Origin of the sequence: Mesorhizobium sp. M0659 (genome assembly GCF_040320605.1) — a bacterium.
In the GTDB taxonomy this organism is placed as follows: Bacteria; Pseudomonadota; Alphaproteobacteria; order Rhizobiales; family Rhizobiaceae; genus Mesorhizobium.
The window spans coordinates 17569-42798 of the sequence record NZ_JAMYPY010000015.1 but is presented as its reverse complement, the minus strand read 5'-3'; the positions used below and the strand labels follow the sequence as shown (position 1 = coordinate 42798).

26 protein-coding genes are annotated in these 25230 nt (G+C 64.0%); 13 read left to right on the top strand and 13 right to left on the bottom strand.

Annotated features, from left to right (window positions below; all coding sequences use genetic code 11):
- Positions 1-280 precede the first annotated feature (280 nt).
- A complete protein-coding gene (locus tag NKI31_RS22285) occupies positions 281-1393 on the top strand; it encodes a glycoside hydrolase family 25 protein (protein WP_352652588.1) in 1113 nt (370 codons plus the stop codon).
- A 3-nt stretch (positions 1394-1396) separates the two neighbouring features.
- Here NKI31_RS22285 and purD read toward each other — a convergent pair whose 3' ends face one another.
- On the bottom strand, positions 1397-2683 hold the full coding sequence (purD, locus tag NKI31_RS22280) for a phosphoribosylamine--glycine ligase (RefSeq protein ID WP_352652550.1): 1287 nt from the start codon (positions 2681-2683) through the stop codon (positions 1397-1399).
- Positions 2684-2816: 133 nt separating this feature from the next.
- The gene (locus NKI31_RS22275; RefSeq protein WP_352652549.1) at positions 2817-3611 is read right to left on the bottom strand and encodes a phytanoyl-CoA dioxygenase family protein; all 795 of its coding nucleotides are present in this window, start codon (positions 3609-3611) and stop codon (positions 2817-2819) included.
- Positions 3612-3701: 90 nt separating this feature from the next.
- Here NKI31_RS22275 and NKI31_RS22270 point away from each other — a divergent pair, with 90 nt between their 5' ends.
- Both NKI31_RS22270 and ubiA read left to right on the top strand, forming a co-directional pair.
- Complete coding sequence (locus NKI31_RS22270; RefSeq protein WP_352652548.1) at positions 3702-4613, top strand: LysR family transcriptional regulator; 912 nt, start codon at positions 3702-3704, stop codon at positions 4611-4613.
- Positions 4614-4664: 51 nt separating this feature from the next.
- Entirely contained in the window at positions 4665-5648 is a 984-nt protein-coding gene (gene ubiA, locus NKI31_RS22265) for a 4-hydroxybenzoate octaprenyltransferase (protein ID WP_352652586.1), read from the top strand.
- Positions 5649-5915: 267 nt separating this feature from the next.
- Here the strand turns inward: ubiA and NKI31_RS22260 are convergent, their stop codons facing one another.
- The 3 genes from NKI31_RS22260 to NKI31_RS22250 form a co-directional block, all read right to left on the bottom strand.
- Positions 5916-6482, bottom strand: coding sequence for a DUF6101 family protein (locus NKI31_RS22260; protein WP_023668457.1), 567 nt, complete (start codon positions 6480-6482; stop codon positions 5916-5918).
- Positions 6483-6665: 183 nt separating this feature from the next.
- Positions 6666-8096, bottom strand: coding sequence for an FAD-binding oxidoreductase (locus NKI31_RS22255; RefSeq protein ID WP_352652547.1), 1431 nt, complete (start codon positions 8094-8096; stop codon positions 6666-6668).
- Between the two features lie 18 nt (positions 8097-8114).
- Positions 8115-9080, bottom strand: a complete 966-nt coding sequence (locus NKI31_RS22250; protein ID WP_031193423.1) for an L-threonylcarbamoyladenylate synthase — start codon at positions 9078-9080, stop codon at positions 8115-8117.
- Positions 9081-9450: 370 nt separating this feature from the next.
- Between NKI31_RS22250 and NKI31_RS22245 the strand changes: the two genes are divergently transcribed.
- Together NKI31_RS22245 and NKI31_RS22240 are read left to right on the top strand one after the other, a co-directional pair.
- On the top strand, positions 9451-9903 hold the full coding sequence (locus tag NKI31_RS22245; protein ID WP_352652546.1) for a hypothetical protein: 453 nt from the start codon (positions 9451-9453) through the stop codon (positions 9901-9903).
- Positions 9904-10062: 159 nt separating this feature from the next.
- Positions 10063-10452 carry a hypothetical protein gene (locus NKI31_RS22240; RefSeq protein WP_023818981.1) on the top strand — a complete coding sequence of 130 codons (390 nt, stop codon included), beginning with the start codon at positions 10063-10065 and terminating at the stop codon, positions 10450-10452.
- A 120-nt stretch (positions 10453-10572) separates the two neighbouring features.
- Here NKI31_RS22240 and glyS read toward each other — a convergent pair whose 3' ends face one another.
- Together glyS and NKI31_RS22230 are read right to left on the bottom strand one after the other, a co-directional pair.
- Positions 10573-12924, bottom strand: a complete 2352-nt coding sequence (glyS, locus tag NKI31_RS22235; protein WP_352652545.1) for a glycine--tRNA ligase subunit beta — start codon at positions 12922-12924, stop codon at positions 10573-10575.
- Between the two features lie 306 nt (positions 12925-13230).
- Positions 13231-13632, bottom strand: coding sequence for an endonuclease domain-containing protein (locus NKI31_RS22230; protein WP_352460048.1), 402 nt, complete (start codon positions 13630-13632; stop codon positions 13231-13233).
- Between the two features lie 222 nt (positions 13633-13854).
- On the opposite strand from NKI31_RS22230, the gene NKI31_RS22225 reads away from it, so the two are divergent.
- On the top strand, positions 13855-14031 hold the full coding sequence (locus NKI31_RS22225; protein WP_352652544.1) for a hypothetical protein: 177 nt from the start codon (positions 13855-13857) through the stop codon (positions 14029-14031).
- A 3-nt stretch (positions 14032-14034) separates the two neighbouring features.
- Here NKI31_RS22225 and NKI31_RS22220 read toward each other — a convergent pair whose 3' ends face one another.
- Positions 14035-14979, bottom strand: coding sequence for a glycine--tRNA ligase subunit alpha (locus NKI31_RS22220; RefSeq protein WP_023687115.1), 945 nt, complete (start codon positions 14977-14979; stop codon positions 14035-14037).
- Between the two features lie 176 nt (positions 14980-15155).
- On the opposite strand from NKI31_RS22220, the gene NKI31_RS22215 reads away from it, so the two are divergent.
- Positions 15156-15617 carry a GNAT family N-acetyltransferase gene (locus NKI31_RS22215; RefSeq protein WP_023684366.1) on the top strand — a complete coding sequence of 154 codons (462 nt, stop codon included), beginning with the start codon at positions 15156-15158 and terminating at the stop codon, positions 15615-15617.
- A 369-nt stretch (positions 15618-15986) separates the two neighbouring features.
- On the opposite strand, the gene NKI31_RS22210 is transcribed toward NKI31_RS22215, so the two are convergent.
- The 5 genes from NKI31_RS22210 to NKI31_RS22190 form a co-directional block, all read right to left on the bottom strand.
- Positions 15987-17762, bottom strand: a complete 1776-nt coding sequence (locus NKI31_RS22210) for a tetratricopeptide repeat protein (protein ID WP_352652585.1) — start codon at positions 17760-17762, stop codon at positions 15987-15989.
- Positions 17763-17953: 191 nt separating this feature from the next.
- Entirely contained in the window at positions 17954-18370 is a 417-nt protein-coding gene (locus tag NKI31_RS22205) for a DUF1284 domain-containing protein (RefSeq protein WP_023735592.1), read from the bottom strand.
- A 110-nt stretch (positions 18371-18480) separates the two neighbouring features.
- Entirely contained in the window at positions 18481-19074 is a 594-nt protein-coding gene (locus tag NKI31_RS22200) for a biotin transporter BioY (RefSeq protein WP_352498418.1), read from the bottom strand.
- A 337-nt stretch (positions 19075-19411) separates the two neighbouring features.
- Positions 19412-20080 (bottom strand): GntR family transcriptional regulator, encoded by a 669-nt coding sequence (locus NKI31_RS22195; RefSeq protein WP_023687112.1) that lies wholly within the window; start codon positions 20078-20080, stop codon positions 19412-19414.
- 89 nt (positions 20081-20169) lie between these two features.
- Positions 20170-21186, bottom strand: coding sequence for a polyprenyl synthetase family protein (locus NKI31_RS22190; protein ID WP_352652584.1), 1017 nt, complete (start codon positions 21184-21186; stop codon positions 20170-20172).
- Between the two features lie 221 nt (positions 21187-21407).
- Here NKI31_RS22190 and NKI31_RS22185 point away from each other — a divergent pair, with 221 nt between their 5' ends.
- The 6 genes from NKI31_RS22185 to moaB all read left to right on the top strand — a co-directional run bounded on the left by NKI31_RS22185 (position 21408) and on the right by moaB (position 25124).
- Entirely contained in the window at positions 21408-21632 is a 225-nt protein-coding gene (locus NKI31_RS22185) for a putative signal transducing protein (protein ID WP_023692106.1), read from the top strand.
- Positions 21632-22426 (top strand): tRNA1(Val) (adenine(37)-N6)-methyltransferase, encoded by a 795-nt coding sequence (locus NKI31_RS22180; protein WP_352652543.1) that lies wholly within the window; start codon positions 21632-21634, stop codon positions 22424-22426. Before NKI31_RS22185 ends, NKI31_RS22180 begins: the two co-directional genes overlap by 1 nt.
- Before the next feature lie 121 nt (positions 22427-22547).
- Positions 22548-23405: a S49 family peptidase gene (locus tag NKI31_RS22175; protein ID WP_352652542.1), complete on the top strand. Its 858-nt coding sequence runs from the start codon at positions 22548-22550 to the stop codon at positions 23403-23405.
- Between the two features lie 72 nt (positions 23406-23477).
- A complete protein-coding gene (locus NKI31_RS22170; protein ID WP_023668475.1) occupies positions 23478-23663 on the top strand; it encodes a membrane protein in 186 nt (61 codons plus the stop codon).
- Between the two features lie 26 nt (positions 23664-23689).
- Positions 23690-24583, top strand: a complete 894-nt coding sequence (locus NKI31_RS22165; protein ID WP_352652541.1) for a 4-(cytidine 5'-diphospho)-2-C-methyl-D-erythritol kinase — start codon at positions 23690-23692, stop codon at positions 24581-24583.
- Positions 24570-25124 carry a molybdenum cofactor biosynthesis protein B gene (moaB, locus tag NKI31_RS22160; protein ID WP_023729313.1) on the top strand — a complete coding sequence of 185 codons (555 nt, stop codon included), beginning with the start codon at positions 24570-24572 and terminating at the stop codon, positions 25122-25124. Before NKI31_RS22165 ends, moaB begins: the two co-directional genes overlap by 14 nt.
- Positions 25125-25230 lie beyond the last annotated feature (106 nt).

Sequence of the window (25230 nt, the reverse complement as noted above, 5' to 3'; positions counted from 1 at the left end):
CGCCGAGTACCATGTCGCGACCTCGCGCTAGGGGCGCAACGGTGCAGAATTCCGCGCCGTGGCAGCGCTTCGAAGTCGCGGAATGCATACTATGGTCCGCGCCGCGTCGCTTCGCTCCTTGCTTCGCCATAGAATGACGAAATCGCGAGAGCGACAGGACTCCTGCCCGAAAGCACTTCCTTAACCATACCGGTCCACCATCGGTGTTTGGTCAGCGGGGATCCCCTGTTTGAAAACGCCGGCGCATCTTCTTCGCCGCTCAGCGATCGCTCTCGCGGCGATGATGGCGCTGACGTCAGCGGCTACAGCCTCGGACTTTTCCGAGCCTTGGCGGGATGGCGACCGCGCGCTGGTGGTCGACGCCTATGAATACAATTCCATCGACTGGGCGCAGCTTGCCACCGACAAGCGCATTGTCGGCTTCATCAACAAGGCCTCCGACGGGCTGCCGCCGCCCTATTTCTGCTACGGCGACGAGCCTACGGTCAAACTCTGCAAGACATTGTGGAAACGCTTTGCGGTGACGCGCGAGCTGTTTCAGACGCGCAAGGTGGTGGCCAAGGCGCTCGGCCTGAGATGGGGCGCGTATCATCTTGCCCGCCCCGGCAATCCGCTCGAGCAGGCCAACAGTTTCATCGATTTCGCAGAGCCAGCCCCTGACGATCTGCTCGCCCTCGATCTCGAAGGCAACGACCCCTCGCAATGGATGTCGCTCGAGGATGCCGAGGAATTCGTGCGCCAGGTGCACCGGCGGCTCGGCCGTTTCCCGATCCTCTACACCAACGGCAAGACCGCCCAGTACATCGCCGACAACCGCTACCAATACCGTCTGCTGTCGCGGCTGCCGCTCTGGTATGCGCGCTACAAGCCCGACATCGACGTGCATTTTCCGATGGGCAACTGGCAGGGCTATGCGCTGTGGCAGTTCTCGGCGCAGGCCAATTGCGGGCGCCTGCGCTGCCCCTACCGCGTCGCCGGCACGCCCAACGACATCGACGTCAACGTCGCGCCGATGGACGCGGCGGCACTGCGCCAGCAATGGCCCTTCGGCGGCCTGATCGACGTGCCGCCCGACTACCTCGCCTCGATACCGGTGCCGGTGTCGCGCGCGGCCGGGCTCGCCGGCAAAGTCACCATCACATACGCCGATGTGGCGACGCCACCGACGGTCGAGGAAATGGTGGCGGTGCTCGGCGCGCGCTGGCAGACATTCCGCGCCGCCTTCCGCATGCCGGTGGTCAAGACGGTGCCGCGCCGCGCGCGCTTCGGCATTGCCGAGTATGTCGCCTGGAAGCGGACCGCGTATCGTTCGGAGGCTCTGCTCGAGGCCGCCTTCTCGCAGGCCGCCGACCCGGTCAGCACCGCTTCGACGGAACTGGTTCGCGAGCGCTGAGGCTTATGTGGCGGCGCTGGCCTTTTCCCGCGCCACCGCCTGCCAGCCTATGTCGCGGCGGCAGAAGCCTTGCGGCCAGTCGATAAGGTCGAGCGCGGCGTAAGCGCGGCTTTGCGCTTCGCCCACCGTCTTGCCTGATGCCGTGACGTTGAGCACGCGGCCGCCATTGGCGACCAGCGCGCCGCCATTGATGGCAGTGCCGGCATGGAAAATCTCAACGCCTTCGCCAGCGGCTTCGTCGAGACCCCGAATGACCGAGCCTTTTTCCGGCGTCCCGGGATAGCCCTGTGCCGCCATCACCACGGTCAGCGCGGCATCGTCGCGCCAGCGGATCGAACTGTGCGCCAACTGGCCGTCGACGGCGGCGTTGAGCAGCACCAGCAGATCGTCCTTCAGCCGCATCATCAGCACCTGGCACTCGGGATCGCCGAAGCGGGTATTGTATTCGATCAGCTTCGGCCCCTTGTCGGTGATCATCAGCCCGGCAAACAGAATACCGGCGAACGGCGCGCCAAGCTCGGCAATGCCGTGCATGGTCGGCTCGACGATCTCGCGCATGGTGCGCTCGACCATTTCGGGGCTCATCACCGGCGCCGGCGAATAGGCGCCCATGCCGCCGGTATTGGGGCCGGTATCGCCGTCGCCGACGCGCTTGTGGTCCTGTGCGGTGCCAAAGGGAAGTGCGGTCGTGCCGTCGCAGAGGCAAAAGAAGCTTGCCTCCTCGCCGGTCATGAATTCCTCGACCACGACCTCGGCACCGGCGTCACCGAATGCGCCGTCGAAACAAGCATCGAGGGCGGCGCGCGCCTCGTCCAGCGTCATGGCGATGGTGACGCCCTTGCCGGCGGCAAGCCCGTCGGCCTTGATGACGATCGGCGCGCCGACCTTTTCGACATAGGCTTTCGCCGAGGCAAGATCGGTGAAGCGGCCATAGGCGGCGGTCGGGATGCCGTATTTGGCGCAAAGGTCCTTGGTAAAACCTTTCGAGCCTTCGAGCCGCGCTGCCCGCTTCGACGGGCCGAAGACGCGGATGCCCTGCTCACGCAGATCGTCGGCAATGCCGGCGACCAGCGGCCCTTCCGGCCCGACGACGACGAGATCGATCGCGTTGTCCTGGCAGAAGCTGGCAACAGCGGCATGGTCGGCGATGTCGAGCTTGACCAGTTCGGCCTCGTGGGCGATGCCCGGATTGCCGGGCGCGGCATAGAGCCTGGTCAAAAGCGGCGAGGCCGCGATCTTCCAGGCCAGGGCATGTTCGCGGCCGCCGGAGCCGATCAACAAAACGCGCATGCCGATGTCCCTTGTCATTTCACGACAGGGACTGCGCTATTGCCCCGGGCGGCGCGGGTCAAGAGTTTTACCTTGCGCCATACCGGTTGCGCACGGGAACGTCGCGCCGAGAGCACGGCGTCCCCGGCCGGTATCAGCTCTGGAAGACCACTGGAAACCAGTCCTCGCGCAGTTTCTGGCCGGGCTTCATGTCATGGCCGGCATAGGGCGGCGAGGTACGGCCGGGGCGCTCGACATAGCGCGCATCGTCGCCGACCCAGCGCAGCGACAGCGCCCGGCGCCGCGCCGCGGTCGGATTGCCGCGCGCACCATGCGCGGTGCGGAAGTCGAACAGGATGGCGTCCCCCGGTTCCATCTCCCATTCGAGCACCTTCAGCGACGGGTCCTTGTCTGGATCCGGCACGGGGAGGTAGTCGCCCTCGCCGGCATAGAAATTGCTGTCATCTAGCCAGCGCACCGGCAGGATCATCTTGTCCCATTTGTGCGAGCCGGCGATCAGCCGCAGCGTCGCTTCCTTGACCGGATCGATCGGAATCCAGAAGCTGACGGTCTGGGTGCCATCGACGAAGTAATACGGGATGTCCTGGTGCCAAGGCGTCGGCTTTTGCGTGCCCGGTTCCTTGACCAGCACATGGTCGTGGAAGAACTGGGCGCTGCGCGACTGCATCGCCGCTGCCGCGAGTTCCGCGGCCGGGGAATTGCGCACCACGTCGACGAATTCGGGAATGCGCTCCCAATTGCAGTAATCGTCGAAGAAGCTGCCCTTGCCGTTGGCGATGTCCGAAGCCGTGGCGCTGCGGTTTTGCATGTTGCGCTCGATGCCGGCGGCGATGGTGCCGACCCAGTCCTTGAAGGCGCCGCGTATGCAGACCGCGCCGTCGCGCTGGTAGTCGGCAATCGCTGCGGCATCAATATGTCTGGCGGCCATCTCATGTCTTCCTGTTTCGATGACCGACTATCGCAGCCGCCGCACATCGCGTAAAATAATAACTTCTCATCTCTCGTATAGTTTTAGACTATGAATCTGACCCTCACCCAGCTGCGTTACCTCGTCGCCGTCGCACGGCGTGGCAGCGTCACCGCGGCCGCGCGGATGCTGAACGTCTCGCAGCCGTCGATCTCGGTGGCGATCGACAATGTCGAAGCGACGCTCGGCCAGAAACTGTTCGTGCGCCAGCGCGGCAGCGGCATCGCGCTGACCTCGTTCGGCCGCAGCGCGGTGGCGAAGGCAAAGCAGGTGCTGGCCGAAGCGGACGAACTGGTTGGGCTCGGGACGCGCGACGCCGATGTCGGGGGCGAACTTGTGCTCGGCTGTTTCGAGGATCTGGCGCCCTATTTCGCGCCGGCGCTGATCCGCGCTTTTTCGCAACGCTGCCCGGCGGTCACCGTGGTGGTCCGCGACGAGACCTTCGAGACGCTGGGCCGGCGGCTCGGCGATGCGGCAATCGATCTCGGCCTGACCTACGATCTCGGCCTGCCCTCGCACTTCGCCCGCATCCTGCTGCATGAGCTGCGGCCACACGCGCTTCTGCCGCAAGGCCACGCACTGGCCAGCCAGGCGAGCGTCAGCCTGGCGGAGCTGGCGACCCATCCCTTGATCACCACCGACCAGCCGCATAGCTGGCAGCATATGCTGGACCTGTTCCTCAGCCGCGGCCTGTCGCCGGTCTCGCAATCGACGGCGAGTTCGTTCGAACTGCAGCGCAGCATGGTCGCCAACGGCTTCGGCGTCGCGGTGAGCTACACCAGGCCCTATGGCGACAGGAGTTATGACGGGCTGCCGCTGGTCTGCAAGCCGCTGTCCGATCCGCTGCCGATGCAGCGCATCATCCTCACCCATGACACAAGGCAAAGGCTGTCGAAGGCGGCGCTGGCCTTCACGGAGGTGGCGAAGGAATGGTTTGCCAGCCACGATATTTTCACCGCCTGAGCGACAATGCGGCCGCTTGACGGCGCACGCCGCTGCTGCCACTCCAGCACGATGGAAACCATCCAGTCGAAAGCCGCACAGGGCCGCGTCGCCGACGCGCCGAGCGGCCATTGGGTCTACAAGATATTGCCGCGCTGGCTGTGGCCTTACGCGCAGCTTGCGCGCTGGGACCGGCCGATCGGCTGGCAATTGCTGCTGTGGCCCTGCTGGTGGTCGGCAGCGCTTGCGGCCAGCGCCTATCCCCGCCCGGCAGACCCGTTGCTCACATTGCTGCCGTCGCCGTGGTTCCTGTTCCTGTTCTTTGTCGGCGCCGTCGCCATGCGTGGCGCCGGCTGCACCTATAACGACATTGTCGACCAGGACATCGACAACAAGGTCGAGCGCACGCGCTCGCGGCCATTGCCGGCCGGCAAGGTGACGCGCCGCCAAGCCTGGGCGTTCCTGGTCATCCAGGCCTTGCTGGGCCTCGTCGTGCTGCTGCAGTTCAACGACTTCGCCATTCCGCTCGGCATCGTCTCGCTGGTCATCGTTGCCGTCTATCCCTTCATGAAGCGCTTCACCAACTGGCCGCAATTGGTGCTCGGGCTCGCCTTCTCCTGGGGTGCGCTGATGGGCTGGGCGGTGGAGTTCGGCGATCTCGATGGCCCGGCCGTCATGCTCTATATCGGCTCAATCCTGTGGGTGATCGGCTACGACACTATCTACGCGCATCAGGACAAGGAAGACGACGCCATTGTCGGCGTGCGCTCGACGGCGCGGCTGTTCGGCGACAACACCAAGACCTGGCTGGTCGGGCTTTATGGCGGCACGCTGGTCTGCTTCGCCATCGCCTTCGCCTCGGCGCAGGCGCCTGTGGTGGCGCTGGCCGGGCTGATCGCCGCCGGCGCCCATATGGCGCGGCAGATAGCGGTTCTGGATATCGACGATCCCGATCAGTGCCTGCGGCTGTTCAAATCCAACAACCAGGTCGGCTGGTTGATCTTCATCGGCCTGATCGGCGGTGCGCTGTGGGTAGCGCTAAAGCCGCTGGTTTAATCACCTTCTCCCCGTCACTACACGGGGAGAAGGTGGCGGCAGCCGGATGAGGGCAGCGCCCATCTTTGCAGTTGAGGTGAGATGCACAGCGGCGATATTGCGAGAAATGCCTCGGTCAGCGCCGCCCCTCATCGCCCTGCCGGGCGTTCGTTACTCGAAAAGCCAAGCAATTGGCTTTTCGTCCGCTACGCGGACCGCTCCTCAACCCCCGTATAGTGACGGGGAGAAGAAGGCTGTCGTCGGCGGTTTCGCCAATCGCCGGTCAAGCTACTCTCTCGAAATAATCTCCTGGCCGTCGATCACCAGTCTCAGCCCGAGATTGCCGGCCCTGCGGCGGGCGAGGAAGCGCGGGCGGCGCGTGGTCGAGACCCGGCCCTTGCGGCGATCCTTGGCCGGCAGCGCCTTGATGGCGGCGCCGAGCGATTCCTCAAGCGTGCGGGCAATGCCGTCGGATTCGATCAGCAGCATCTGCAGCCGGTAAGCATCGGCCCAGGCGCGCCAGTCGGCGGCGACGTCGTCGAGATCGTCGGCCACCAGCAGCGGCACCGACAGCATCGGGTCGTTGTGCAGGAGTTCGAGGGTTACCGTGACATTGCCTTGCGCATCCTCCATCGCGCGGGCGGCGACGCCGCGAAACGCGTTGGCGGGCAGCGCGATGATCGCCGGCACGCCGCTCATCTCGAGCGTGCGGCGGATGACGGCGCCGCGCTGGTCGATGGTGAAGGTAACGTCGCCATAGTCGTCGCGCGTGGCATAGCTCACCACTTGCGGCAGGCGGAATGGGTCGAGGCGCATGTTGCGCCCGGCCCAGACGGGCTTCAATACACTGTTCATCTGCTGCCTTCCTGTGTTTCTCCTGAGAGCCGTTTTGCGGGTCTCTCCGGGCCGGTTTTCCCGGCCTCGTTGTGTGAAACATTAGCGCGAGCTTCTGCCGCCCGGCTTAAGAAAGTCAGTTAAATTTTGCTGATCTCAGGCGATGGTTATCGGAATGAGACCAGCCACAAAATGTTGAAAGGATCAGATAACCTTACCGGGATTCATGATGCCGGCCGGATCGAAGACGGCCTTCACCCGGCGCATCAGCTCGATCGCCATTGGCGGCGCGGTGGCGATCAGCTCGTCGCGCTTCAACTGGCCGATGCCGTGCTCGGCCGAGATCGAGCCGTGGAAGGAGCGCACGACATCGTGCACGGCATGGTTCATGGCGTGGTAGAGGCCGAGAAACGCTTCGTCGTCACCGCCCTCCGGCCGGGAGATGTTGTAGTGGAGATTGCCGTCGCCCATATGGCCGAAGCAGACCACGCGCGCCTGCGGACTGACCGAAGCCACTGCACCGGCCGCCTTTTCGATAAACGCCGGGATGGATGCCACCGGTACCGAAATATCATGCTTGATCGAAGCGCCTTCGGGCTTTTGCGAATCCGGCAGCACCTCGCGGAAGTTCCAGAACGCGTCGCCCTGCGCCAGGCTGGCCGCGATCACCGCGTCGCCGACGATGCCTTGCTGGAGGCCTGCCGACAGCACTTCTTCGATCAGCCCCCTGGCGTCCTCGGCCGAACGGCCCGACGACACCTGCATCAACACATACCATGGCCAATCCTGCGCCAGCGGCCGCGTGACGCCCTGCGCATGGCGCAGCGTGAAATCATAAGGGCGCTGGCCGATCAGTTCGAAGGCGGTGAGTGCCGCCCCTGCCCGGTCCATCGCCAAGCTGAACAGCGAAAGGGCTGCTTCCGGCGACGACAGGCCGGCAAAGGCCACTTCGCGCCCCTTGGGCTTGGGAAACAGCTTCAGCACCGCCGCAGTGATGATGCCGAGCGTGCCTTCGGCGCCGACGAACAGGTTCTTCAGATCGTAACCGGTGTTGTCCTTCTTCAGTTTGCGCAGATCGTCGAAGACTTCGCCGGTCGGCAGCACCACTTCGACGCCGAGGCAGAGTTCGCGCGCATTGCCATAGGCAAGCACGCCGGTGCCGCCGGCGTTGGAGGATAGATTGCCGCCGATCTGGCAGGAGCCTTGCGCGGCAAGCGACAGCGGAAACAGCCGGTCGGCGGCGTCTGCCGCTTCCTGCAGCGTCTGCAGGATGACGCCGGCCTCGACAGTCACCGTGTTGGACAACACGTCGATCTCGCGGATGCGGTTCAGCCTCGACAGCGACAGCACGATCTCGCGGCCCGAGGTATCAGGCACCTGCGCGCCGACCAGCCCGGTGTTGCCGCTCTGCGGCACGACCGGCGTTCCCGTTTCGCTCGCCAGCCGCATGATCCGGCTGACCTCGTCGACGCTGCCGGGACGCAGCACCAAGGCCGTCCTGCCGTGCCACAGCCCGCGCCGCTCAGTCAGATACGGCGCAATATCAGCTTGGTCGCGCAGTGCATATTTTTCGCCGACAATGGCAGTGAAGCGGTCGATGAGAGCGGGATCGAGGTCGAAGGGGGAGTCGTTCATCGGCGCAAACTATGGCGCTCAGTCGAGCTTGTCACGGGGGGCAGCGGCACGAAACAGCCGATCGTTGATCGCCTCGCCGAGCCCATCGAACGGGATCGGCTCGACGGCGATCGTCGCCGCACCGCTGCGGTCGAGTTCCTGCAAATACGCGAACAGATTGCTTGCGGCTTCGCGCAAATCGCCTGACGCGGACAGGTTGCGCAAGGCGGCCGCCGCTTGCCAGCCTTCGGCGCGGTCGCCACCAAAGGCCAGCAAGGCCTCGCCTTCAGCCACACTCTGTGCATCGAGCCGCACCGATGCGCTCGGCGCATAATGCGACGCCAGCATGCCGGGCGCCTCGATGCCGGCTGTCGCGCCGCGCTGCAGCTTGATGCCGGTGACGGCCTCGATATCGGCGGCAGCGATGCCGCCTGGCCTCAGCAGCCGCACGCTGTTGCCTTCGACCTTGACGATGGTCGATTCCAGCCCGACCGGGGTGGCGCCGCCATCGACCACCAGCCGGATTTTGGCGCCGAGATCGGCCGCCACGGCTTGCGCCGTCGTGGCGCTTATCTTGCCCGAAGAGTTCGCGCTGGGCGCGGCCAGCGGCCGGCCGAGCCTGGCGATCAGCTCGCCGCCGAAGCCCCTCGGCATGCGCAGCGCGATCGTATCGAGCCCGGCGGTGACCAGCGGATGGATGCCGTTGCCGGGTCGGAGCGGCAGCACCAGCGTCAGCGGCCCCGGCCAGAACGCCTCGGCCAGCCGCTTCGAAAGCGGGTCGAAGATCGCAATGCGCTCGGCCATCGCGAGATCGGCGACATGGGCGATCAGCGGGTTGAAGCGCGGCCGGCCCTTGGCTTCGAAGATGCGGGCGACGCCGACGCCATTGGTCGCGTCGCTGGCCAGTCCATAGACGGTCTCCGTCGGGATGGCGACGACGTCGCCGCCCTCAAGCAGCGCCAACGCCTGCTCCATCGCTTCGCCGACGGATAGTATCTCAGCCACTCGCTTCACCTCACAGGCACCGGACCTAGAGCGCGTCGCGCTGAACCGGATTCATGCGACGCGCTTTAGGTCTTTGTTTTGATGCATGTCGTTCTCTCAAAACCGGGGCCACTTTTGAGCGACATGCGTTAGAGCGGTTCAGCTGTTCGCTCAAACGCTCTAAGTATTTGTTTTTGCGCAATTCCGGACGGAAAACCGCTACTCACTTTTCCTGGAATTGCTCTAATACGGCAGTGGTTTTCGGGCAAGCCAGCGTTGGCGAATTATCAATGCCTAAAATGCTATGTTTCCCTGCAAGGCGGCATCAATCCACTGGGGCTAGGCTACCTGGGTTAGGGCTGGCAGCTTGTTGGGCAAGGGGACGGTTTCGATGTCGATGCGTGTGCTTGGAGCGCTTGGTTTCACCCTGGCGGCGATGACCGGTAGGGCGCACGCCTCGTCGATCGTCTTTCTCGGCGTCTCGACCTCGACGCCGTCAATCATCAAGATCGGCGGAGCCGAACCGGTCAGGATCGCCTCGTCGCCATCGATCGTCGCGCTCGGCGATGCCCAGCCCGATGTGACCTATGAAAAGGTCGCGGCGATCCCCGAAAAGCCCAGGCAGGACCCGATGATCATTCGCGGCGGCGTCGTCGGCGGCGCCTTCGCCGCGCCGGCTCCGGCCAGGGCGAGCGCCGCGGCGCCGGCAGCGGAGACGACGGCAGAGACCGCGCCAGCCGGAACTGCAACGGCATCGAACGGCAAGCCCGAGTCGCAACCGGCAGCGCCGCAGCCGGCAGCAACACCGCAGCAGCCGATCGAGGGCGTCGGCAAAGCCGAGTAGGCCATTCAGCCAAGACAGTCGGCCAAGACAGTCGGCCGATCCATGCCGCTTGACGCCGATCGACGCCCCGGCGCACGATCGGCTTGGCGGCGGCGGCCCCAATTTCGCCAATCGGGTTTGGCATGAGCGCGCCGGGTTCTAGGAGAGCGAGGGGTTATCATGAACATGACGAAATCTTTGACCATTGCCGGCCTGTTGCTGGCGTCACCTATAGCTGTCGGCGGCGCGCAGGCCGGTGACGAGCTAGGGTCCTACGTCGCGCGCATTTCCGATCGCGACCACCATGCCAGCGACGGCTATGAGCTGAGCAGCGCAGCACAGATGGTGCGGCAGGACCGTGCCAACTGGCACAAGTTCCACCGGCGCGATGCCGACGACCAGGGCGATGACTGGTTCCGCAGCAACGATGATCGCGCGTATCTGGAACGCATGCTGAAGCGCGGTGGCGCGATGAGCTCCTCGACACGGAACGCCATCGTCAATGGCGAGCCGCTGATCCAGGTCGACGTCTATTCAGACAGCGTGCATGTCAGCATTTTGGAGGATTGACTTCGTCAACCTCGGGAGGACTGACGGAGTCAGCCTCAAGACTGACACGTTGGTCACGGACAAGAAGGGCGGCGTGTGAGCACCGCCCTTGTCGTCGCTGTCTTCGGGCTTATCTGCCCTTTAGCCAGCTATCCTGGAAAAATCCGCGACCTGATCGGTGGCCGTGCGGATGCGAGCCAGCAGCGCCAGGCGGTTGGCGCGCACGGCCTGGTCCTCATCATTCACGAGAACGCGTTCAAAGAATGAATCAACCGGTTCACGCAACACGCTAAGCGCCAGCATGGCGGCGGAAAAGTCTTCGTTTTGAATCGCTTCGCCGGCTTCTCTCTCCGCCTGATTCACCGCCGCAAACAGCGATTTCTCGGCCTCCTCGCGAAACAGCGCCGGCTCTACAGTTGCGGCGACGCGCGTTTTCTTCTTCTCCTCGGCCGCCAGAATGTTGGCCGCGCGCTTGGCGCCGGCGAGCAGGTTCTTGCCGTCCTCGGTGTCGAGGAAGGACCCTAGCGCCTCGACGCGGCGGACGATCTGCAGGAGGTCGTCCGACTGCGGCGTGATGACCGCATCGATGAGATCGTGACGGGCGCCCTTGTCGCGGAGATAGACTTTCAGGCGGTCGTGGAAGAAGGCGAGGAGGTCGGAGCGATAAATCTGCTCCGCCCTCACTTCCAGCGTTGAAGTAGCATTCTTATCGAGATAGTTCGCCCACTCGTAAGCGCTCCCAAAGATGGGTGTCAGCGCCAAACGGATACGATTCTCAATCAATATTCTAACCACGCCCAACGCCGCCCGGCGCAGCGCATAGGGGTCTTTTGATCCCGTCGGCTTTTCATCTATTGCCCAGAAGCCGACCAGCGTATCGATTTTGTCGGCCAGCGCGACGGCAATCGACACCGGATTGGTCGGCACGCTATCCGACGGACCTTGCGGTTTGTAGTGTTCCTCGATCGCCGCAGCCACGGACGGATGCTCGGCTTGCAGCAGCGCGTATTTGCGGCCCATGGCGCCCTGCAGTTCCGGAAACTCGCCGACCACTTCGGTGGTGAGATCAGCCTTGGCCAGCACCGCGGCGCGGGCCGCGAGCGCGGTAATCTCCCCCCTTGAGGGGGAGATGTCGCCGAAGGCGACAGAGGGGGTCGTCTCGCGTGGAGCGCCAACTCCCTCTTTCTTCGAGAGACCGGACGGCGTCGCGGCAGCCGAAGCGACCCCCTCTGGCCTGCCGGCCATCTCCCCCTCAAGGGGGGAGATCGACTGCGCCACTGTTGGCGCCAGCTCTTCCGCCAGCCGCTTGATCCGCTCTACCCGCTCGCCTTGCGTGCCGAGCTTGGCATGGAAAGTCACATTGAGATGGTCGAGGCGGGCCATGCGCTGGTCGAGCGACTTTTTCAGATCGAGCCCGAATTTCTTCGCCGACGCCTCGATCTGCTCCAGATCCGGCAGATCGCCCTGGTCGGTCTTCCAGAAATACAGCGCGTCCGACAGGCGCGCGCGCACCACCTTGCCGTTGCCGTGCGCGATCTCCTTGCCGCCATCCTTGGCCTCGATGTTGGCGGTGAGGATGAAGCGGTTGGAGAGGTTTTCGCCGTCGCCTTGCGGACGGGTGACAAAGCATTTCTGATTGGCGCGGATGGTCAGCCGGACCACTTCTGGCGGTATGGCCAGAAAGGCCTGCTCGAATTCGCCCATCAGCACCACCGGCCATTCGACCAGGCCCGACACTTCTTCCAACAACCCTTCGTCCTCGACCAGATCGAGCCCGTTGGCGAAGGCGAGGTTGCGGGCGTCGGCAAGGATGATCTCCTTGCGGCGGTCGCCATCGAGCACGACCTTGGCCGCTTCCAGCTTGGTCACGTAATCGTCGAAGCGGCGCACGGTGATTTCTCCCGGCGCCATGAAACGATGGCCGTAGGTGATATTGCCCGAGCGGATGCCATCGATCTCGAAATCGACCACCACCGGCTCCTCGGTCTCCGGGCCGAAGGTGCACAGAATCGTCTGCAGCGGCCGCACCCAGCGCAGCGAACCGGGCTTGGCTGAAGCCGGCCCCCAGCGCATCGATGTCGGCCAGGGGAAGCCGCGAATGATGGCCGGCACCAGTTCGGCGATGATTTCTTCCGCCGCCCTGCCCGGCTTCGAAATATGGGCGACGTAGAAATCGCCCTTCTTCGGATCGGAATGAACATGCGCCTCGGCAACCGAGGCAAGGCCTGCCTTGCGCAGAAAACCCTGCACCGCCTGGTCCGGCGCCGCCGTCGACGGCCCCTTGATCTCCTCGTGGATGTCCTTCGAGCGCGCGGTCAGGCCCCTGACATCGAGCGCCAGGCGCCGCGGCGTCCAGTATTCGCGCGCGGCGTCATAGGTCAGACCCGCCTCGACCAGACCGTCGGTCAGCATCTTCCTGAGATCGCCCGCCGCCTTGCGCTGCATGTGGGCGGGGATTTCCTCGGAGCGGAGTTCCAGCAACAAATCCGGCATCAGAGTTTCTCCACCCGCATGCCTTCTCCCTGATTGCGCGTCCTCGCGCCTCCGGCGCTGCGGTTGCGCGGCCGGGCGGGGATTTCCTCGGAGCCAAGTTCTAGCAAAAGATCAGGCATCAGAGTTTCTCCACCCGCATGCCTTCTTCCTGATTGCGCGTCCTCGCGCCTCCGGCGCTGCGGTTGCGCGGCTGGGCGGGAATCTCTTCCGAGCGGAGTTCTAGAAGCAGATCAGGCATAGTTAGGCTCCCACCCTCCCCTCGATGGGGAGGGTCGGCGCGTAGCGCCGGGGTGGGGTGGCGACCTCTCAGCCGCCGATACCTTCGGCACCATCGCGCAAACGCAGGTGTGATTTTCGTTCTTCCACCGCCGCATAGATCGTATCGAGCACGGAATCCAGTTCGTTTTTGATTTCATGGTTCCAGAAGCGAATGACGCGGTAGCCTTGGCTCTCGAACCATTTCGTTCGACGCTCGTCATGGCGCAGCTGGTCATCGAAGCTGTGATGGACACCGTCCACCTCAATGATCAGCTTCAGCCGGTGGGAGATGAAATCAGGGAAGTAAACGCCTACCGACGCCTGCCTGCGAAAATGAGTGCCTTCTACTGGAATGCGCCACAGATGCCGCCACAGGATGCGTTCCTCGTCGGTCATCGCCGCGCGAAGCCTTTGCGCAGACTGCAGCTTGAATCGATCGAGTTTTGGCATGGAACGTCGCGCTGTCACCCCCACCCGCCGCTTCGCGGCGACCTCCCCCATCTAGGGGGAGGTAAGAGGGCATAGCAACTCGGCTGACCGCTGTTTCCAGAAATTTGACCGCCCCTGTCGGGCCGCAACCAGCCCGCCCGTCCTTGGATCAAAGATTTCCATGAACCAAACGCAGCGCTGAAGCGACCAACGCTCAGGCAGGGACCTATTGGCTGAACGACCATGAAAACGGCATCGAGACTTCTCCAGATCATCGCGCTCAGCGCCTGTTTCGCCGCGCAGGTGCATGGCGCCTTCTCGATGCCGGGCGTACGGCAGGCTATGCGGACCATGGCGGGATCGACTGGCCAGTTCTCGGCGCCAATCAACATTTCCCCCGAAATGATAAAGTGGGCCTGAACCTCAGGCGGCGAGGCCGCCGGCCTGGGTTTGGAGGAACGCCTCGCCGCAGGCCTTCGCCAGATTGCGCACCCGCAGGATGTAGCTCTGCCGCTCGGTCACCGAAATCACGCCGCGCGCGTCGAGCAGGTTGAAGACGTGGCTGGCCTTGATGCACTGGTCATAGGCCGGGAAGACCATGCGGTGCATCGGCAGATTGTCGTTCGAAGCCGGGGCGCCGGCCGCGAGCAGCGCCTTGCATTCGGCTTCGGCGTCCTCGAAATGCCTGAGCAGCATGGCGGTGTTGGCATATTCGAAATTGTGCCTGGAATATTCCTGCTCGGCCTGCAGGAAGACATCGCCATAGGTGACTTTTTCGGCGCCTTCTCGGCCATTGAAGTTGAGGTCGTAGACATTGTCGACGCCCTGCACATACATGGCCAGCCGCTCCAGGCCGTAGGTCAGTTCTCCCGCCACCGGCGCGCATTCGATGCCGCAGACCTGCTGGAAATAGGTGAACTGCGACACTTCCATGCCGTCGCACCAGCACTCCCAGCCGAGCCCCCAGGCGCCAAGCGTCGGGCTTGCCCAGTCGTCCTCGACGAAGCGAATGTCGTGCAGCAACGGATCGACGCCGATCGCCTTGAGCGAGCCGAGATAAAGCTCCTGCAGGTTCGGCGGATTGGGCTTCAGGATCACCTGGTATTGGTAATAATGCTGCAGCCGGTTGGGGTTTTCGCCATAGCGGCCGTCTTTCGGCCGGCGCGAGGGCTGGACGTAGGCGGCGTTCCAGCCCTTGGGCCCGAGCGCGCGCAGCGTGGTGGCCGGATGGAAGGTGCCGGCGCCGACTTCCATGTCGTAAGGCTGCAGGATGACGCAGCCATAGGCGGCCCAGTAATTGTGCAGGGTCAGGATCAGCCCCTGGAACGAGCGACTGGGATGCATATGGGCTGGACTGTCTGACGTCACGGCGGCCTCGGAAAGCGCTGAAATGATGCCATTCCCTAGTTGCCGGGCCGGCTAGCGTCAAGGCAGCGCCTATGGCCGCCTTGATGAGAGGTTGAACGCTTTGCTTCGGACTGGCCCATTGCCGGACGGTGCCGGTGGCCGTTTGCTCGCCCAGCTTCAACGACAGAGGTTCAGCCATGCAAGGCCAGCTCACCGTACGCCCCGTCACCCGAGAGGATTACGAGCAATGGCTGCCGCTGTGGGACGGCTACAATGCGTTTTACGGCCGCTCGGGCGAGACCGCCCTGCCCGGTGACATCACTGCAATGACATGGTCGCGCTTCTTCGATGCCTATGAGCCTATGCATGCGCTGGTCGCGGAGAGCGAAGGCAAGCTTCTCGGTCTTGTCCACTATCTCTATCACCGCACCACGACGGCGATTTCGCCGAACTGCTATCTGCAGGACCTCTTCACCAATGAGGCGTCGCGCGGCAAGGGCGTCGGCCGGGCACTGATCGAAGACGTCTATACCAGGGCGCAAACCGCAGGCTCCAGCCGCGTCTACTGGCTGACACACGAAACCAACCACACGGCGATGAAGCTCTACGACAAGATCGGCGATCTCTCGGGGTTCGTCGTCTACCGAAAGCTGTTCTAGAATGAGCGCCAACGCTGGAGATTGGCTGAAAGCCTTCCCGACTTCGTCGTTCCAGGGCGAAGCAGCCGCGAAGCGGTGTCGCGCAGACCTGGTATCCATTCCGTGACCTTGATCGAAGAACGCAGCGGAGCAGAATTCTGCACCTCGCAACGCCTTAAGGGTCACGGCATGGCTTCTATGGTCTGCGCCGCGTCGCTTCGCTCCTTGCTCCGCCATAGAATGACGATCGCGATAGGGCGTCTCTATCTCTTTGTTTCTGTCGCAATTCCGAACGGAAAACCGCGCACACTTTCCTGGAATTGCTCTAAGACGCCAAACCGAAAAAACGGGGCTCAGCGAGAGCCCCGTTTCATCAGAAGTATGGCCCGATCACCCCTTCGGCGCTGGCGGGGTGGCCGGCTTGACCTTCGGGGTTTCCTGCGCCGTGTTGGATTCGATCGGCGGCAGGCCCTTCATCAGCTTCTGCTGCAAAATGGCAAGCACATCGGGATCCGGCTTCAGGTCGCGCGCCTGGTTCCACTGGAAAGTGGCTTCGAGCTTGCGGCCGACGCGCCAATAGGCATCGCCGAGATGGTCGTTGAGCACCGGATCTTCCGGCTTGAGCGACACGGCGCGCTCCATTTCGCGCACGGCGTCCTCGAACCGGCCCATGCGGAAATAGGCCCAGCCCAGCGAATCGACGATGTAGCCGTCGCTCGGCCTGAGGTCGACGGCCTTCTGGATCATCGCCAGGCCTTCCTTGAGGTTCATGTTCATGTCGACCCAGGAATAGCCGAGATAGTTCAGCACCTGCGGCTGGTCGGGGAACAGCTCAAGCGCCTTGAGGAAGTTCGGTTCGGCCTTGGGCCATTCCTTCAGCCGCTCATAGGCGATGCCGCGCTGATAGTAGATGTTCCAGTTGGCATTGGTCGGCGTCTTCAGCACCGCGACCGCCTTGTCGTAGAGAGTGGCGGCGGAGCGGAAATCCTCCTTCGAGGCATAGACCCCGCCCAGCGCCAGATAGGCGCGCATGTCATCGGGGTGAGCTTCGACGAATGCCTTCAGATGGGCGATAGCCTCGTCGTGACGGTTGAGATCGGCAAGGTTGAGGCCGAGCTGCAGGTCGGAAAGCTCCTTCAGCGGCGAGGAGGCTGGAATGCGGCTATAGAGCGCAATGGCGCCTTCGCCGTCCTTCAGCTGCTCCGCAACGGCGGCAAGCTGCACCAAAGCGGCGTCGCTGTCGGGCTTGAGCGCGAGCGCATATTGCAGATAGAGGCGCACGAACGGCTCGCCGCCGCCGCGATTGAGCGCGATGGCGAGGTCGAGCAGGATTTCAGCGGCGCCTTCGGAGGGACTGGCGACGAAGGGCTCGATCTTGTCGCCCTTGCTGATCCTGTCGCGAAGCGCCTGGATGTCGAGCTTGCCGGGCGCGAACGCCTCGGCCTTGTCGAGCACGTAGAGCGCCTTGTTCTTGTTTCCCTTGCGCGCCAGGAAAGACGCGTAGGCCTGGGCGTTGCGCATCCATGTCTCGGGCGCGGCACCGCCGGCCGTGACGTCGGTCAGGGTCGCGTCATAAAGCGCGTCGGCCTTGTCCGATAGGCCTGCGGCATCGGCGATCAGCGCGCGGTGGAAGGACTTGAACACGCCGAACCAGTCAGGCCCCTGCAGTTTGTCGATCGAGGCCATCGCCCCGGTGGGGTCGCCGGCGCCCTCTTGTGCCCAGCCGGACATGACGCCGGAAATCAGCCGGTCGAGATCGGATTCGAGCGACAGCTTGAGCCAGTACTGCGCCTTGGTGAAATCCTTCTTGTGGAAGGAATCGACCGCCAGAGCCAGACGCGAGAAGCGCTCGACGTCGGGAACTGCCTTGAGCTTGTCCGCATAGACCAGCGATTCCTCGAAGCGGCCTTGCGCGATCAGCGACAGCATCAGGCTTTGCTGCAGCGAGGTGTCGCCGGGATTGAAGGCGAGCGCCTGCTTGTAATAAGCGATGGCATTGTCGAGGTCGTTGTCGCCTTCGGCGATGCGGGCGGCGAGATAGGCGCCCGAGAAGGAGGTGATCTTGACCGGGCCGGTCGATTCCTTGGCGTAGGCAGGCAGCGGAGAAATCGCCATTCCTGCCACAATTGCCAGCCCCGCGAGCCAGCGCGCACGTCCTTGCCGCATCGTATCCCTTTCAGCCAAGCGCCATCCCGCGTCGGCGCGGAGAAGCCATAGACTCGATCTTTCCTGACAAAGCATGGCCTTTTTGGGGTCAGGCTGCAATCCGGGCCGAATTCACAATCGGGTCACCCGATTAACAAACCATGGCGACGCAGACACTGTCGGTTCCGACAATAGCAGATCGGGGTTGGGAGCTACAGCCTGACATCGCGATATCCGCCTGCCGCTATCGTGCTGCACAGGCCGGCCCACTCGCAACCCTGGCAGGCCTCACGCGTCACGCCGGCTGAAAAGGCCGCGCGCGAGGCGGCAAGCGTTGCCGCGTCGAGGCTGAGACGGACGCCCGCCTCGATGGGCCGGGCCAGCAGCTTGCCGACATCGCGTGCTGCCAGCTCGTCCCGGCCTGCGGCGCTTTCGCGCAAGCAGTGGGGCTCGGCCTCGCCGAGCAGCGGCCGGCAGATGTCGTCGGGGCCGGAGACGATCAGAATATCCTCGCCCCGGCCCAGACGTTTCGCGATCACGTCATAGTTGGCGACGAAGGCTGCGCTGTACCCTTCGCCGATATAGGTCAGCAGGCAAAGCAGATGGTGGGAGCGCAGCCGGACGGTCATCGGTCAGGACGCGCCAGCGGAGCCTGTTCCATCCCGATGGTATCGGGATGGGGCTCCATTTTTTTGTTTGAGCATGATCTCTTCCGAAAACCGGACTCCACTTTTCGGGATCATGCTCCTGCCGGGTCCGCCTTGTTGCTCCAAAACAGCTTGAGCGTCGCGGCGCCGAGCGCCGATTTCAGCAGGCCGCCGACGAGGAACGGCAGGAAACCGAAGGCGATGGCCTGTTCGAGGCCGATCATGACGGCGAGCCAGGCCGTGCCGAGAACCAGGCAGGCGAGGTTGCCGAGGACCATGCCGGCGAAGGCGAGCAGCACGCGGTTGCCGTTCCAGCCGCGCTCGGCCAGCCAGCCGACAAGCGCGCCGACGAGCGGGAAGGCGAAGAGATAACCGGCGGTCGGCCCGGCAAAATGCTGGATGCCGGCAGCTCCGCCCGACAGCACCGGCAAACCCACAGCGCCCTCGACGAGCCATGCGGCGATGGTGATCGCGCCGAGCCGCCAGCCGTAGAGCGCGCCCACCAGCGTCACCGCAAAGGTCTGCATGTTCATTGGAACCGGCAGCATCGGCACTTCCATGTAGGAGGCGAGCGCAATGGACAGCGTGCCGATGACGATGGCCGCGGCTTGCCAGGCATACGAGCGGGTTTGCAGGCGCAACGGGCTGAAGGAGGGCTTGGAGGGCGAAAAGGCGATGTCGGTCATGGCGGCTTCCCTGGCTGGTTTGAATTATAGATAATTTTGTTGTTCGATCTATTATCGAATCCATATTTGCGCGGGAATGGCAACCCTCGCCCCTAAAAAGGCTTGGGCTTGCGTGCCGAATAAAGCTGGCGGGACAGCACCCCCCTCTGACCTGCCGGCCATCTCCCCCGCAGTGGGGAGATCGGATGTCGCCTCTGCTTTCGCCAATGGCCGACGTTGCAGGACTAACGCAACGGCAAAGCTGTTGATCTCCCCCCTTGCGGGGGAGATGTCCGGCAGGACAGAGGGGGGTGTGAAGGATCGCTACGCGCGGAATCCGACGACTGTCCCTTCGTCCCTACCCGACGATGGCAAACGCTTCGCGCATCTTGCCCGACGCGGTCTTGACCGGTTTCTGGCCGATCCACTGCACGTGCCGGCCAAGCGTGGCGGCGGCCGATTCGGTATTGCCCTGCCGCAGCGCGCTGAGGATCGCGCGATGATCCTGGTCGGTGCGGATTTCCCATTCCGAGCGCCAGGCGGCGAACAGGAAGCGGGCGCTTGCGGCGTGCAAATCGTCGATGGTGGCGATGAGCCGCGGCATGCCGCAGGGCGCCAGGATCAGCCGGTGGAACGTGCGGTTGGCCTCCTCCCAAGAGCGGACATCGCGGGATTTGTCGCCGGCCTTTGTGGCTTCTTCGGCAAGGTTGAGAATGGAAGCCGTCAGATGCGGCGCGGCATGGCGCAGCGCCAGCACTTCGAGCGCTGCCCGCATTTCGGCGACCTCCCTTACCTCGCCGAGATCGAAAGCAGCGACGCGCACGCCCCGCCTGGGCTCACTGACCGCCAGCCCTTGCGCCTCCAGGCGCCGGAAGGCTTCGCGCACCGGGACATGGCTGGTCTGGAATTCCTCGGCGATGTGATCCTGCCGCAGCCGGGCTCCCGGTTCGATCGCACCCGATATGATGCGATCCGCCAGCACCTTGCTGATGCGCACGGCGATGGTGTCGTCTGCGGTCTTTGCCATGTTTTATAGATAATTTGCACTGCTGCCGATTGTCGAGCGGTGATTGCCCGACTTTGCATGCAAACTTGCTTTGGCGCCAGGCGCGGGCCTCAGTTCACCCGGCTGATGCAGAAGTCGATGACGTCGATCAGCGCCGATTTCTGCGGCGTCGCCTCCAGCGGCGCCAGCGCGTCGCGGGCGATCTCGCCGAAATGGCGGGCGCGGCCGATGGTGTCGGCAATGGCGCCATGGCGGGTCATCAGGCCGATCGCCTTTTCCAGGCCGGCATCGTCGGTGACATTGTCCTCGATGGCGCGCTTCCAGAAGGTGCGCTCGGCCTTGGTGCCGCGCCGGTAGGCGAGGATGACCGGCAGCGTAACCTTGCCTTCGCGGAAATCGTCGCCGACATTCTTGCCTAGCTCCTGGCTGGAGCCGCCATAATCCAGCGCATCGTCGATGAGCTGGAAGGCAAGGCCGAGATTCATGCCGTAGGAGCGCAATGCGGCGCGATCGTTGCGCGTCGCCGATGCGATGACCGGACCGACCTCGGCGGCAGCCGAGAACAGCGCCGCGGTCTTGGCCTTAATGACGGCGAAATGCTCGTCCTCGGTGGTATCGAGGTTCTTGGCGGCCGCCAGCTGCATCACCTCGCCCTCGGCGATGATCGAGGCGGCACTGGACAGGATGTCGAGCGCTTCCAGCGAACCGACATCGACCATCATGCGAAAAGCCTGGCCGAGCAGGAAATCGCCGACCAGCACGCTCGCCTGGTTGCCCCAGATCATGCGGGCAGTCTTTTTGCCGCGCCGCATGCCGCTCTCGTCGACGACGTCGTCATGGAGCAGCGTGGCGGTGTGCATGAACTCGACCGCGGTGGCGAGCTTGACGTGGCCCTCGCCGGAATAGCCGAACATCTGGGCCGCCGCGAGCGTCAGCATGGGACGCAGCCTTTTGCCGCCCGACGAGATCAGATGATTGGCGACCTCCGGGATCATCTCGACGTCGGAGCCGGCCTTGGACAGGATCAGTTTGTTGACGCGCCCCATATCGGCTGCTGTCAGGTCGATGAGATCCTTGATGGGGGCGGGTTCCCGCTTCCCGTTTTCGATGTTGAGAACGACACCCACCAACAAACACTCCCGTCTTTGATCACGCGTGCGACGGCACCCTGGTCCCGCCTGGGACTCTAGGGCGGCACATACGGGCACGGCAAGAGGCGAATTGGCGCGGCTGCGGTGACGGCGTGTCAACCTTAGCGACCGCATGCCGTTGCCCGAAAACCGCTCCACACTTTTGGGCGCCATGCTCCGGCGTTTACATCAACGCTGCAACCTGCGAACTTCGTCCGATGATAGAACTCGTGCGCACCAACGATGCCGTGATCATCTCCTTCGTCGAATCGCTGATGCGCGATGCCGGGATCGCCTGCTTCGTCGCCGACCAGAACATGAGCATTCTCGAAGGGTCGATCGGTCTTTTGCAGAAGCGCGTGATGGTCGATGCCGACCAGGCCGATCAGGCGCGGCGCATCTTGAAAGACGCCGGCATCGAGAACGAAATCCGCCAGACATAATGGCTGAAGCGAGCGCGCTTACCAGCGATACGCCGGCCCACACGGTCGATGCCTTCCATCGCGGCCGCTTCTGGCTGGTCCAGCCCAGGACAGGGCATCGCGCCGGGATGGATGCCATGATGCTGGCGGCAGCAGTTTCATCCGGCTTTTCTGGGCGCCTCGCCGATTTCGGCGCCGGCGCCGGTGCGGCGGGTCTCGCCGTGCTGTCGCGCTGCCCAGAGGCGCAGGTCGTGCTCGTCGAACGGTCGACCGAGATGGCAGGCTTCGCCACAACCACGCTCGCCCATCCCGGCAATGCGCATCTCGGCAATCGCGCCTCGGTGCTGACCGCCGACGTCACGCTGTCGGGCCGGGCGCGGACGCAAGCCGGCCTTGCCGACAATTCCTTCGATTTCGTCATCATGAACCCGCCCTTCAACGCGGCGCAAGACCGCGCCACGCCCGATCCGCTGCGGCGGCAGGCGCATGTGATGGAACAGGGGCTGTTCGAAAGCTGGATCCGGAGTGCGGCTGCCGTCGCCAAGCCGCGCGGCGGCCTGGCCGTCATTGCGCGGCCGGAACAGCTTGGCGACCTCCTCCATGCGCTGTCGGGCCGCTTCGGCGACGCCGAGATGCTGGCCGTGCATCCGCGCCCGGAAGCAGCCGCAATCCGCATTGTCGTCAGGGCAGCGCTCGGCGCGCGCGGCAAGCTGTCGATCCGCCCGCCTTTGATGCTGCATGGGCAAACGGGCGACGGCCCGTCGGAACGAACCGAGATGATCAACAACGGACTGGCGTCGCTGTTTGGCGATTGATTTTGGGCCCGTCAGTGTCGTTGCCGCAAAACCGGCACACAGTTGGCTGAGATGGATTGCAGCATTGCCGTTGACCGGCAAATCCCTACATGCGTTGAAGCCATTTGGAGACAGCCACCTCGTGAAACGCCTTTTCAACCGCCTGCTGCCGAAATCCTGGCGATCCAGCGTCGTCACCATTCCCGTCATCAGGCTGCATGGCGCCATCATGGCCGGCGGCGGCCCGTTCCGGCCGAGCCTGTCCTTGGCGTCCACCGCCGCCCTCATCGAAAAGGCGTTCCTGTTCGATGCGCCCGCCGTCGCCATTTCGATCAATTCGCCTGGCGGCTCGCCGGTGCAGTCGCGGCTGATCTTCAAGCGCATCCGCGACCTCGCGGTCGAGAAGAACAAGAAGGTGCTGGTCTTCGTCGAGGATGTGGCGGCCTCGGGCGGCTACATGATCGCGGTCGCCGGCGACGAGATCTTTGCCGATCCGTCCTCCATCGTCGGTTCGATTGGTGTCGTCTCGGCCTCGTTCGGCTTTCCCGAGTTGATGAAGAAGATCGGTGTCGAGCGCCGTGTCCACACCGCCGGCCAGAACAAGGCGGTGCTCGACCCGTTCAAGCCGGAGAAGAGGGAAGACGTCGAGCGCCTGAAGGCGCTGCAGCTGGAAGTGCACGAGACCTTCATCGATCTGGTCAGGGAGCGCCGTGGCACCAAGCTGAAGGACGATCCGGACCTGTTCACCGGCCTGTTCTGGACCGGCAAGAAAGGGCTGGAGCTTGGCCTCGTCGATGCGTTGAGCGACATGCGCACGGTACTGAAAACCCGCTTCGGCGCGAAAACCCAGCTCAGGCTGGTCACCGCGCCGCGTGGCCTGTTTGGCCGCATCGGCCTGTTCGGCTCGAACTTTTCAGCGCCCGATATTGCCGCCGCCGCCGCAAGCGGCGTGATCGATGCGGCGGAAGAGCGGGCATTGTGGGCGCGCTTCGGGCTTTGAAAAAGCAGGGAAAGCGTCTAGCATGAGGGCTTGACAGTCTGCCTTGCCGCCTTGCGAGGGAGGAGCTTTGAAATGCCACAGATCATTTTCTTCGCAGTTGTCGGCGCAGCCGCTTATTTCGGCTACCGCACCTTCGTCCGCGAGGCCGAACGTGTGACCGCCAAGGTGCGGCGCACCGAAAAGCAGGCAGCCAACGGCACCAACGGCACGCTGGTCCAGGATCCCAAGACCGGCGAATACCGCCTGGCCAAGGACTGAGCATCATCCCGTCAGCAGCCGACAGTTTGGATGCCGCAGCCCGGACGTGGCTTGCGCCCGCCAAGATAAATCTGGCGCTGCACATCACCGGCAAGCGCGCCGACGGCTACCATCTGCTCGAGAGCCTGGTCGTTTTCACCCGCTTCGGCGACAGGGTCGAGATCGAGCCTGCCGACGCCGACCGGTTCTCCGTATCGGGCCGTTACGCGACTTCCGTGCCGATCGACGACAGCAATCTGGTGGTGAAGGCGCGCGAGGCGCTGCGCAGGCAGGCCGGCCAGCAGAGCACGCCGCCGGTTGCCATCCGGCTGGAAAAGAACCTGCCGGTCGCATCCGGCGTCGGCGGCGGCTCGAGCGACGCGGCGGCGGTATTGCAGGGTCTTATCCGGACCTGGGGGCTCGACATCGGCGAGGCCGAACTGAGCCGGATCGGTCTCACGCTCGGCGCCGACGTGCCGATGTGTCTTGCGGCAAAACCGCTGGTTGCGCGTGGCGTCGGCGACGAGCTGTCGCCAATTGCGGATTTTCCTGCGCTGGCCTTGGTGCTGGTCAATCCCGGCGTCGCCGTCTCCACGCCCGATGTGTTCAATGCACTTGAAAAACGCGACAATGAAGGACTGCCGCCGCTGCCGCGCGGTTTCGATTTCCACGGCGTCCGCAATTGGCTGGAGATCACCCGCAACGATCTTGAGGAACCGGCGCAAGCAATACAGCCGCCCATCGGCAGAGCGCTTTCCCTGCTGAACAGGGCCGGATCTGGATTCTCGCGCATGTCGGGATCCGGCGCGACATGCTTCGGGCTGTTCGAGACCGGCAATGTCGCCAAGCGCGCCGCCGCCGAGATTCGCAGTCGCGAACCGGAGTGGTTTGTCGCCGCGACACGAAGCATCGCTTCGGAGGGGGCCGATGGCCAAAATTGACGAGAGCCGGCCGTTCATCCCGGTGCGCATCGCGGTGCTGACGGTGTCCGATACGCGCAGCCTTGCCGACGACAAATCCGGCCAGACGCTGGCTGATCGCATCGCGGAGGCCGGCCATGTCCTGGCCGCGCGCGACATCGTCACCGACGACCGGGAGAAAATCCGCGACAAGGTGCTGGGCTGGTCGCGCGACGAAGACATCGATGTCGTCATCACCACCGGCGGCACCGGTTTTACCGGCCGCGACGTGACGCCGGAGGCGCTGGAGCCGATCTTCGAGAAGCGCATGGATGGCTTTTCCGAAGTGTTCCACCGCATTTCCTACGACAAGATCGGCACCTCGACAGTGCAGAGCCGGGCGACGGGCGGCGTCGTCAACGCCACCTTCGTCTTCGTGCTGCCGGGCTCGCCCGGCGCCTGCAAGGACGCCTGGGACGGCATCCTGAAACCGCAGCTCGACTACCGCCACATGCCCTGCAACTTCGTCGAGATCATGCCGCGCCTGGACGAGCATTTGCGGCGCGGCAAGGCCGCCTCGTAAACCAAGGCAAAGCCGGCCAAGTGCTGCCTTTGTCAGGCAGAATGGCGGCTGCGCCTTCGAGAGGTCATTTCCTCCGGGTCGTCGGGCGGATAGTCTGTCGCCAAGT

What these genes read in the sequence shown, in the direction of transcription:
- NKI31_RS22285 (WP_352652588.1), top strand. Translation starts at nt 281, where the DNA reads ATGATGGCGCTGACGTCAGCGGCTACAGCCTCGGACTTTTCCGAGCCT.
- NKI31_RS22185 (WP_023692106.1), top strand. Translation starts at nt 21,408, where the DNA reads ATGATAGAACTCGTGCGCACCAACGATGCCGTGATCATCTCCTTCGTC.
- NKI31_RS22240 (WP_023818981.1), top strand. Translation starts at nt 10,063, where the DNA reads ATGAACATGACGAAATCTTTGACCATTGCCGGCCTGTTGCTGGCGTCA.
- NKI31_RS22205 (WP_023735592.1), bottom strand. Translation starts at nt 18,370, where the DNA reads ATGACCGTCCGGCTGCGCTCCCACCATCTGCTTTGCCTGCTGACCTAT.
- NKI31_RS22245 (WP_352652546.1), top strand. Translation starts at nt 9,451, where the DNA reads ATGTCGATGCGTGTGCTTGGAGCGCTTGGTTTCACCCTGGCGGCGATG.
- NKI31_RS22225 (WP_352652544.1), top strand. Translation starts at nt 13,855, where the DNA reads ATGAAAACGGCATCGAGACTTCTCCAGATCATCGCGCTCAGCGCCTGT.
- NKI31_RS22230 (WP_352460048.1), bottom strand. Translation starts at nt 13,632, where the DNA reads ATGCCAAAACTCGATCGATTCAAGCTGCAGTCTGCGCAAAGGCTTCGC.
- purD (WP_352652550.1), bottom strand. Translation starts at nt 2,683, where the DNA reads ATGCGCGTTTTGTTGATCGGCTCCGGCGGCCGCGAACATGCCCTGGCC.
- NKI31_RS22200 (WP_352498418.1), bottom strand. Translation starts at nt 19,074, where the DNA reads ATGACCGACATCGCCTTTTCGCCCTCCAAGCCCTCCTTCAGCCCGTTG.
- moaB (WP_023729313.1), top strand. Translation starts at nt 24,570, where the DNA reads ATGGCCAAAATTGACGAGAGCCGGCCGTTCATCCCGGTGCGCATCGCG.
- NKI31_RS22260 (WP_023668457.1), bottom strand. Translation starts at nt 6,482, where the DNA reads ATGAACAGTGTATTGAAGCCCGTCTGGGCCGGGCGCAACATGCGCCTC.
- glyS (WP_352652545.1), bottom strand. Translation starts at nt 12,924, where the DNA reads ATGCCGGATTTGTTGCTGGAACTCCGCTCCGAGGAAATCCCCGCCCAC.
- NKI31_RS22195 (WP_023687112.1), bottom strand. Translation starts at nt 20,080, where the DNA reads ATGGCAAAGACCGCAGACGACACCATCGCCGTGCGCATCAGCAAGGTG.
- NKI31_RS22275 (WP_352652549.1), bottom strand. Translation starts at nt 3,611, where the DNA reads ATGGCCGCCAGACATATTGATGCCGCAGCGATTGCCGACTACCAGCGC.
- NKI31_RS22180 (WP_352652543.1), top strand. Translation starts at nt 21,632, where the DNA reads ATGGCTGAAGCGAGCGCGCTTACCAGCGATACGCCGGCCCACACGGTC.
- NKI31_RS22255 (WP_352652547.1), bottom strand. Translation starts at nt 8,096, where the DNA reads ATGAACGACTCCCCCTTCGACCTCGATCCCGCTCTCATCGACCGCTTC.
- NKI31_RS22170 (WP_023668475.1), top strand. Translation starts at nt 23,478, where the DNA reads ATGCCACAGATCATTTTCTTCGCAGTTGTCGGCGCAGCCGCTTATTTC.
- NKI31_RS22210 (WP_352652585.1), bottom strand. Translation starts at nt 17,762, where the DNA reads ATGCGGCAAGGACGTGCGCGCTGGCTCGCGGGGCTGGCAATTGTGGCA.
- NKI31_RS22270 (WP_352652548.1), top strand. Translation starts at nt 3,702, where the DNA reads ATGAATCTGACCCTCACCCAGCTGCGTTACCTCGTCGCCGTCGCACGG.
- ubiA (WP_352652586.1), top strand. Translation starts at nt 4,665, where the DNA reads ATGGAAACCATCCAGTCGAAAGCCGCACAGGGCCGCGTCGCCGACGCG.
- NKI31_RS22215 (WP_023684366.1), top strand. Translation starts at nt 15,156, where the DNA reads ATGCAAGGCCAGCTCACCGTACGCCCCGTCACCCGAGAGGATTACGAG.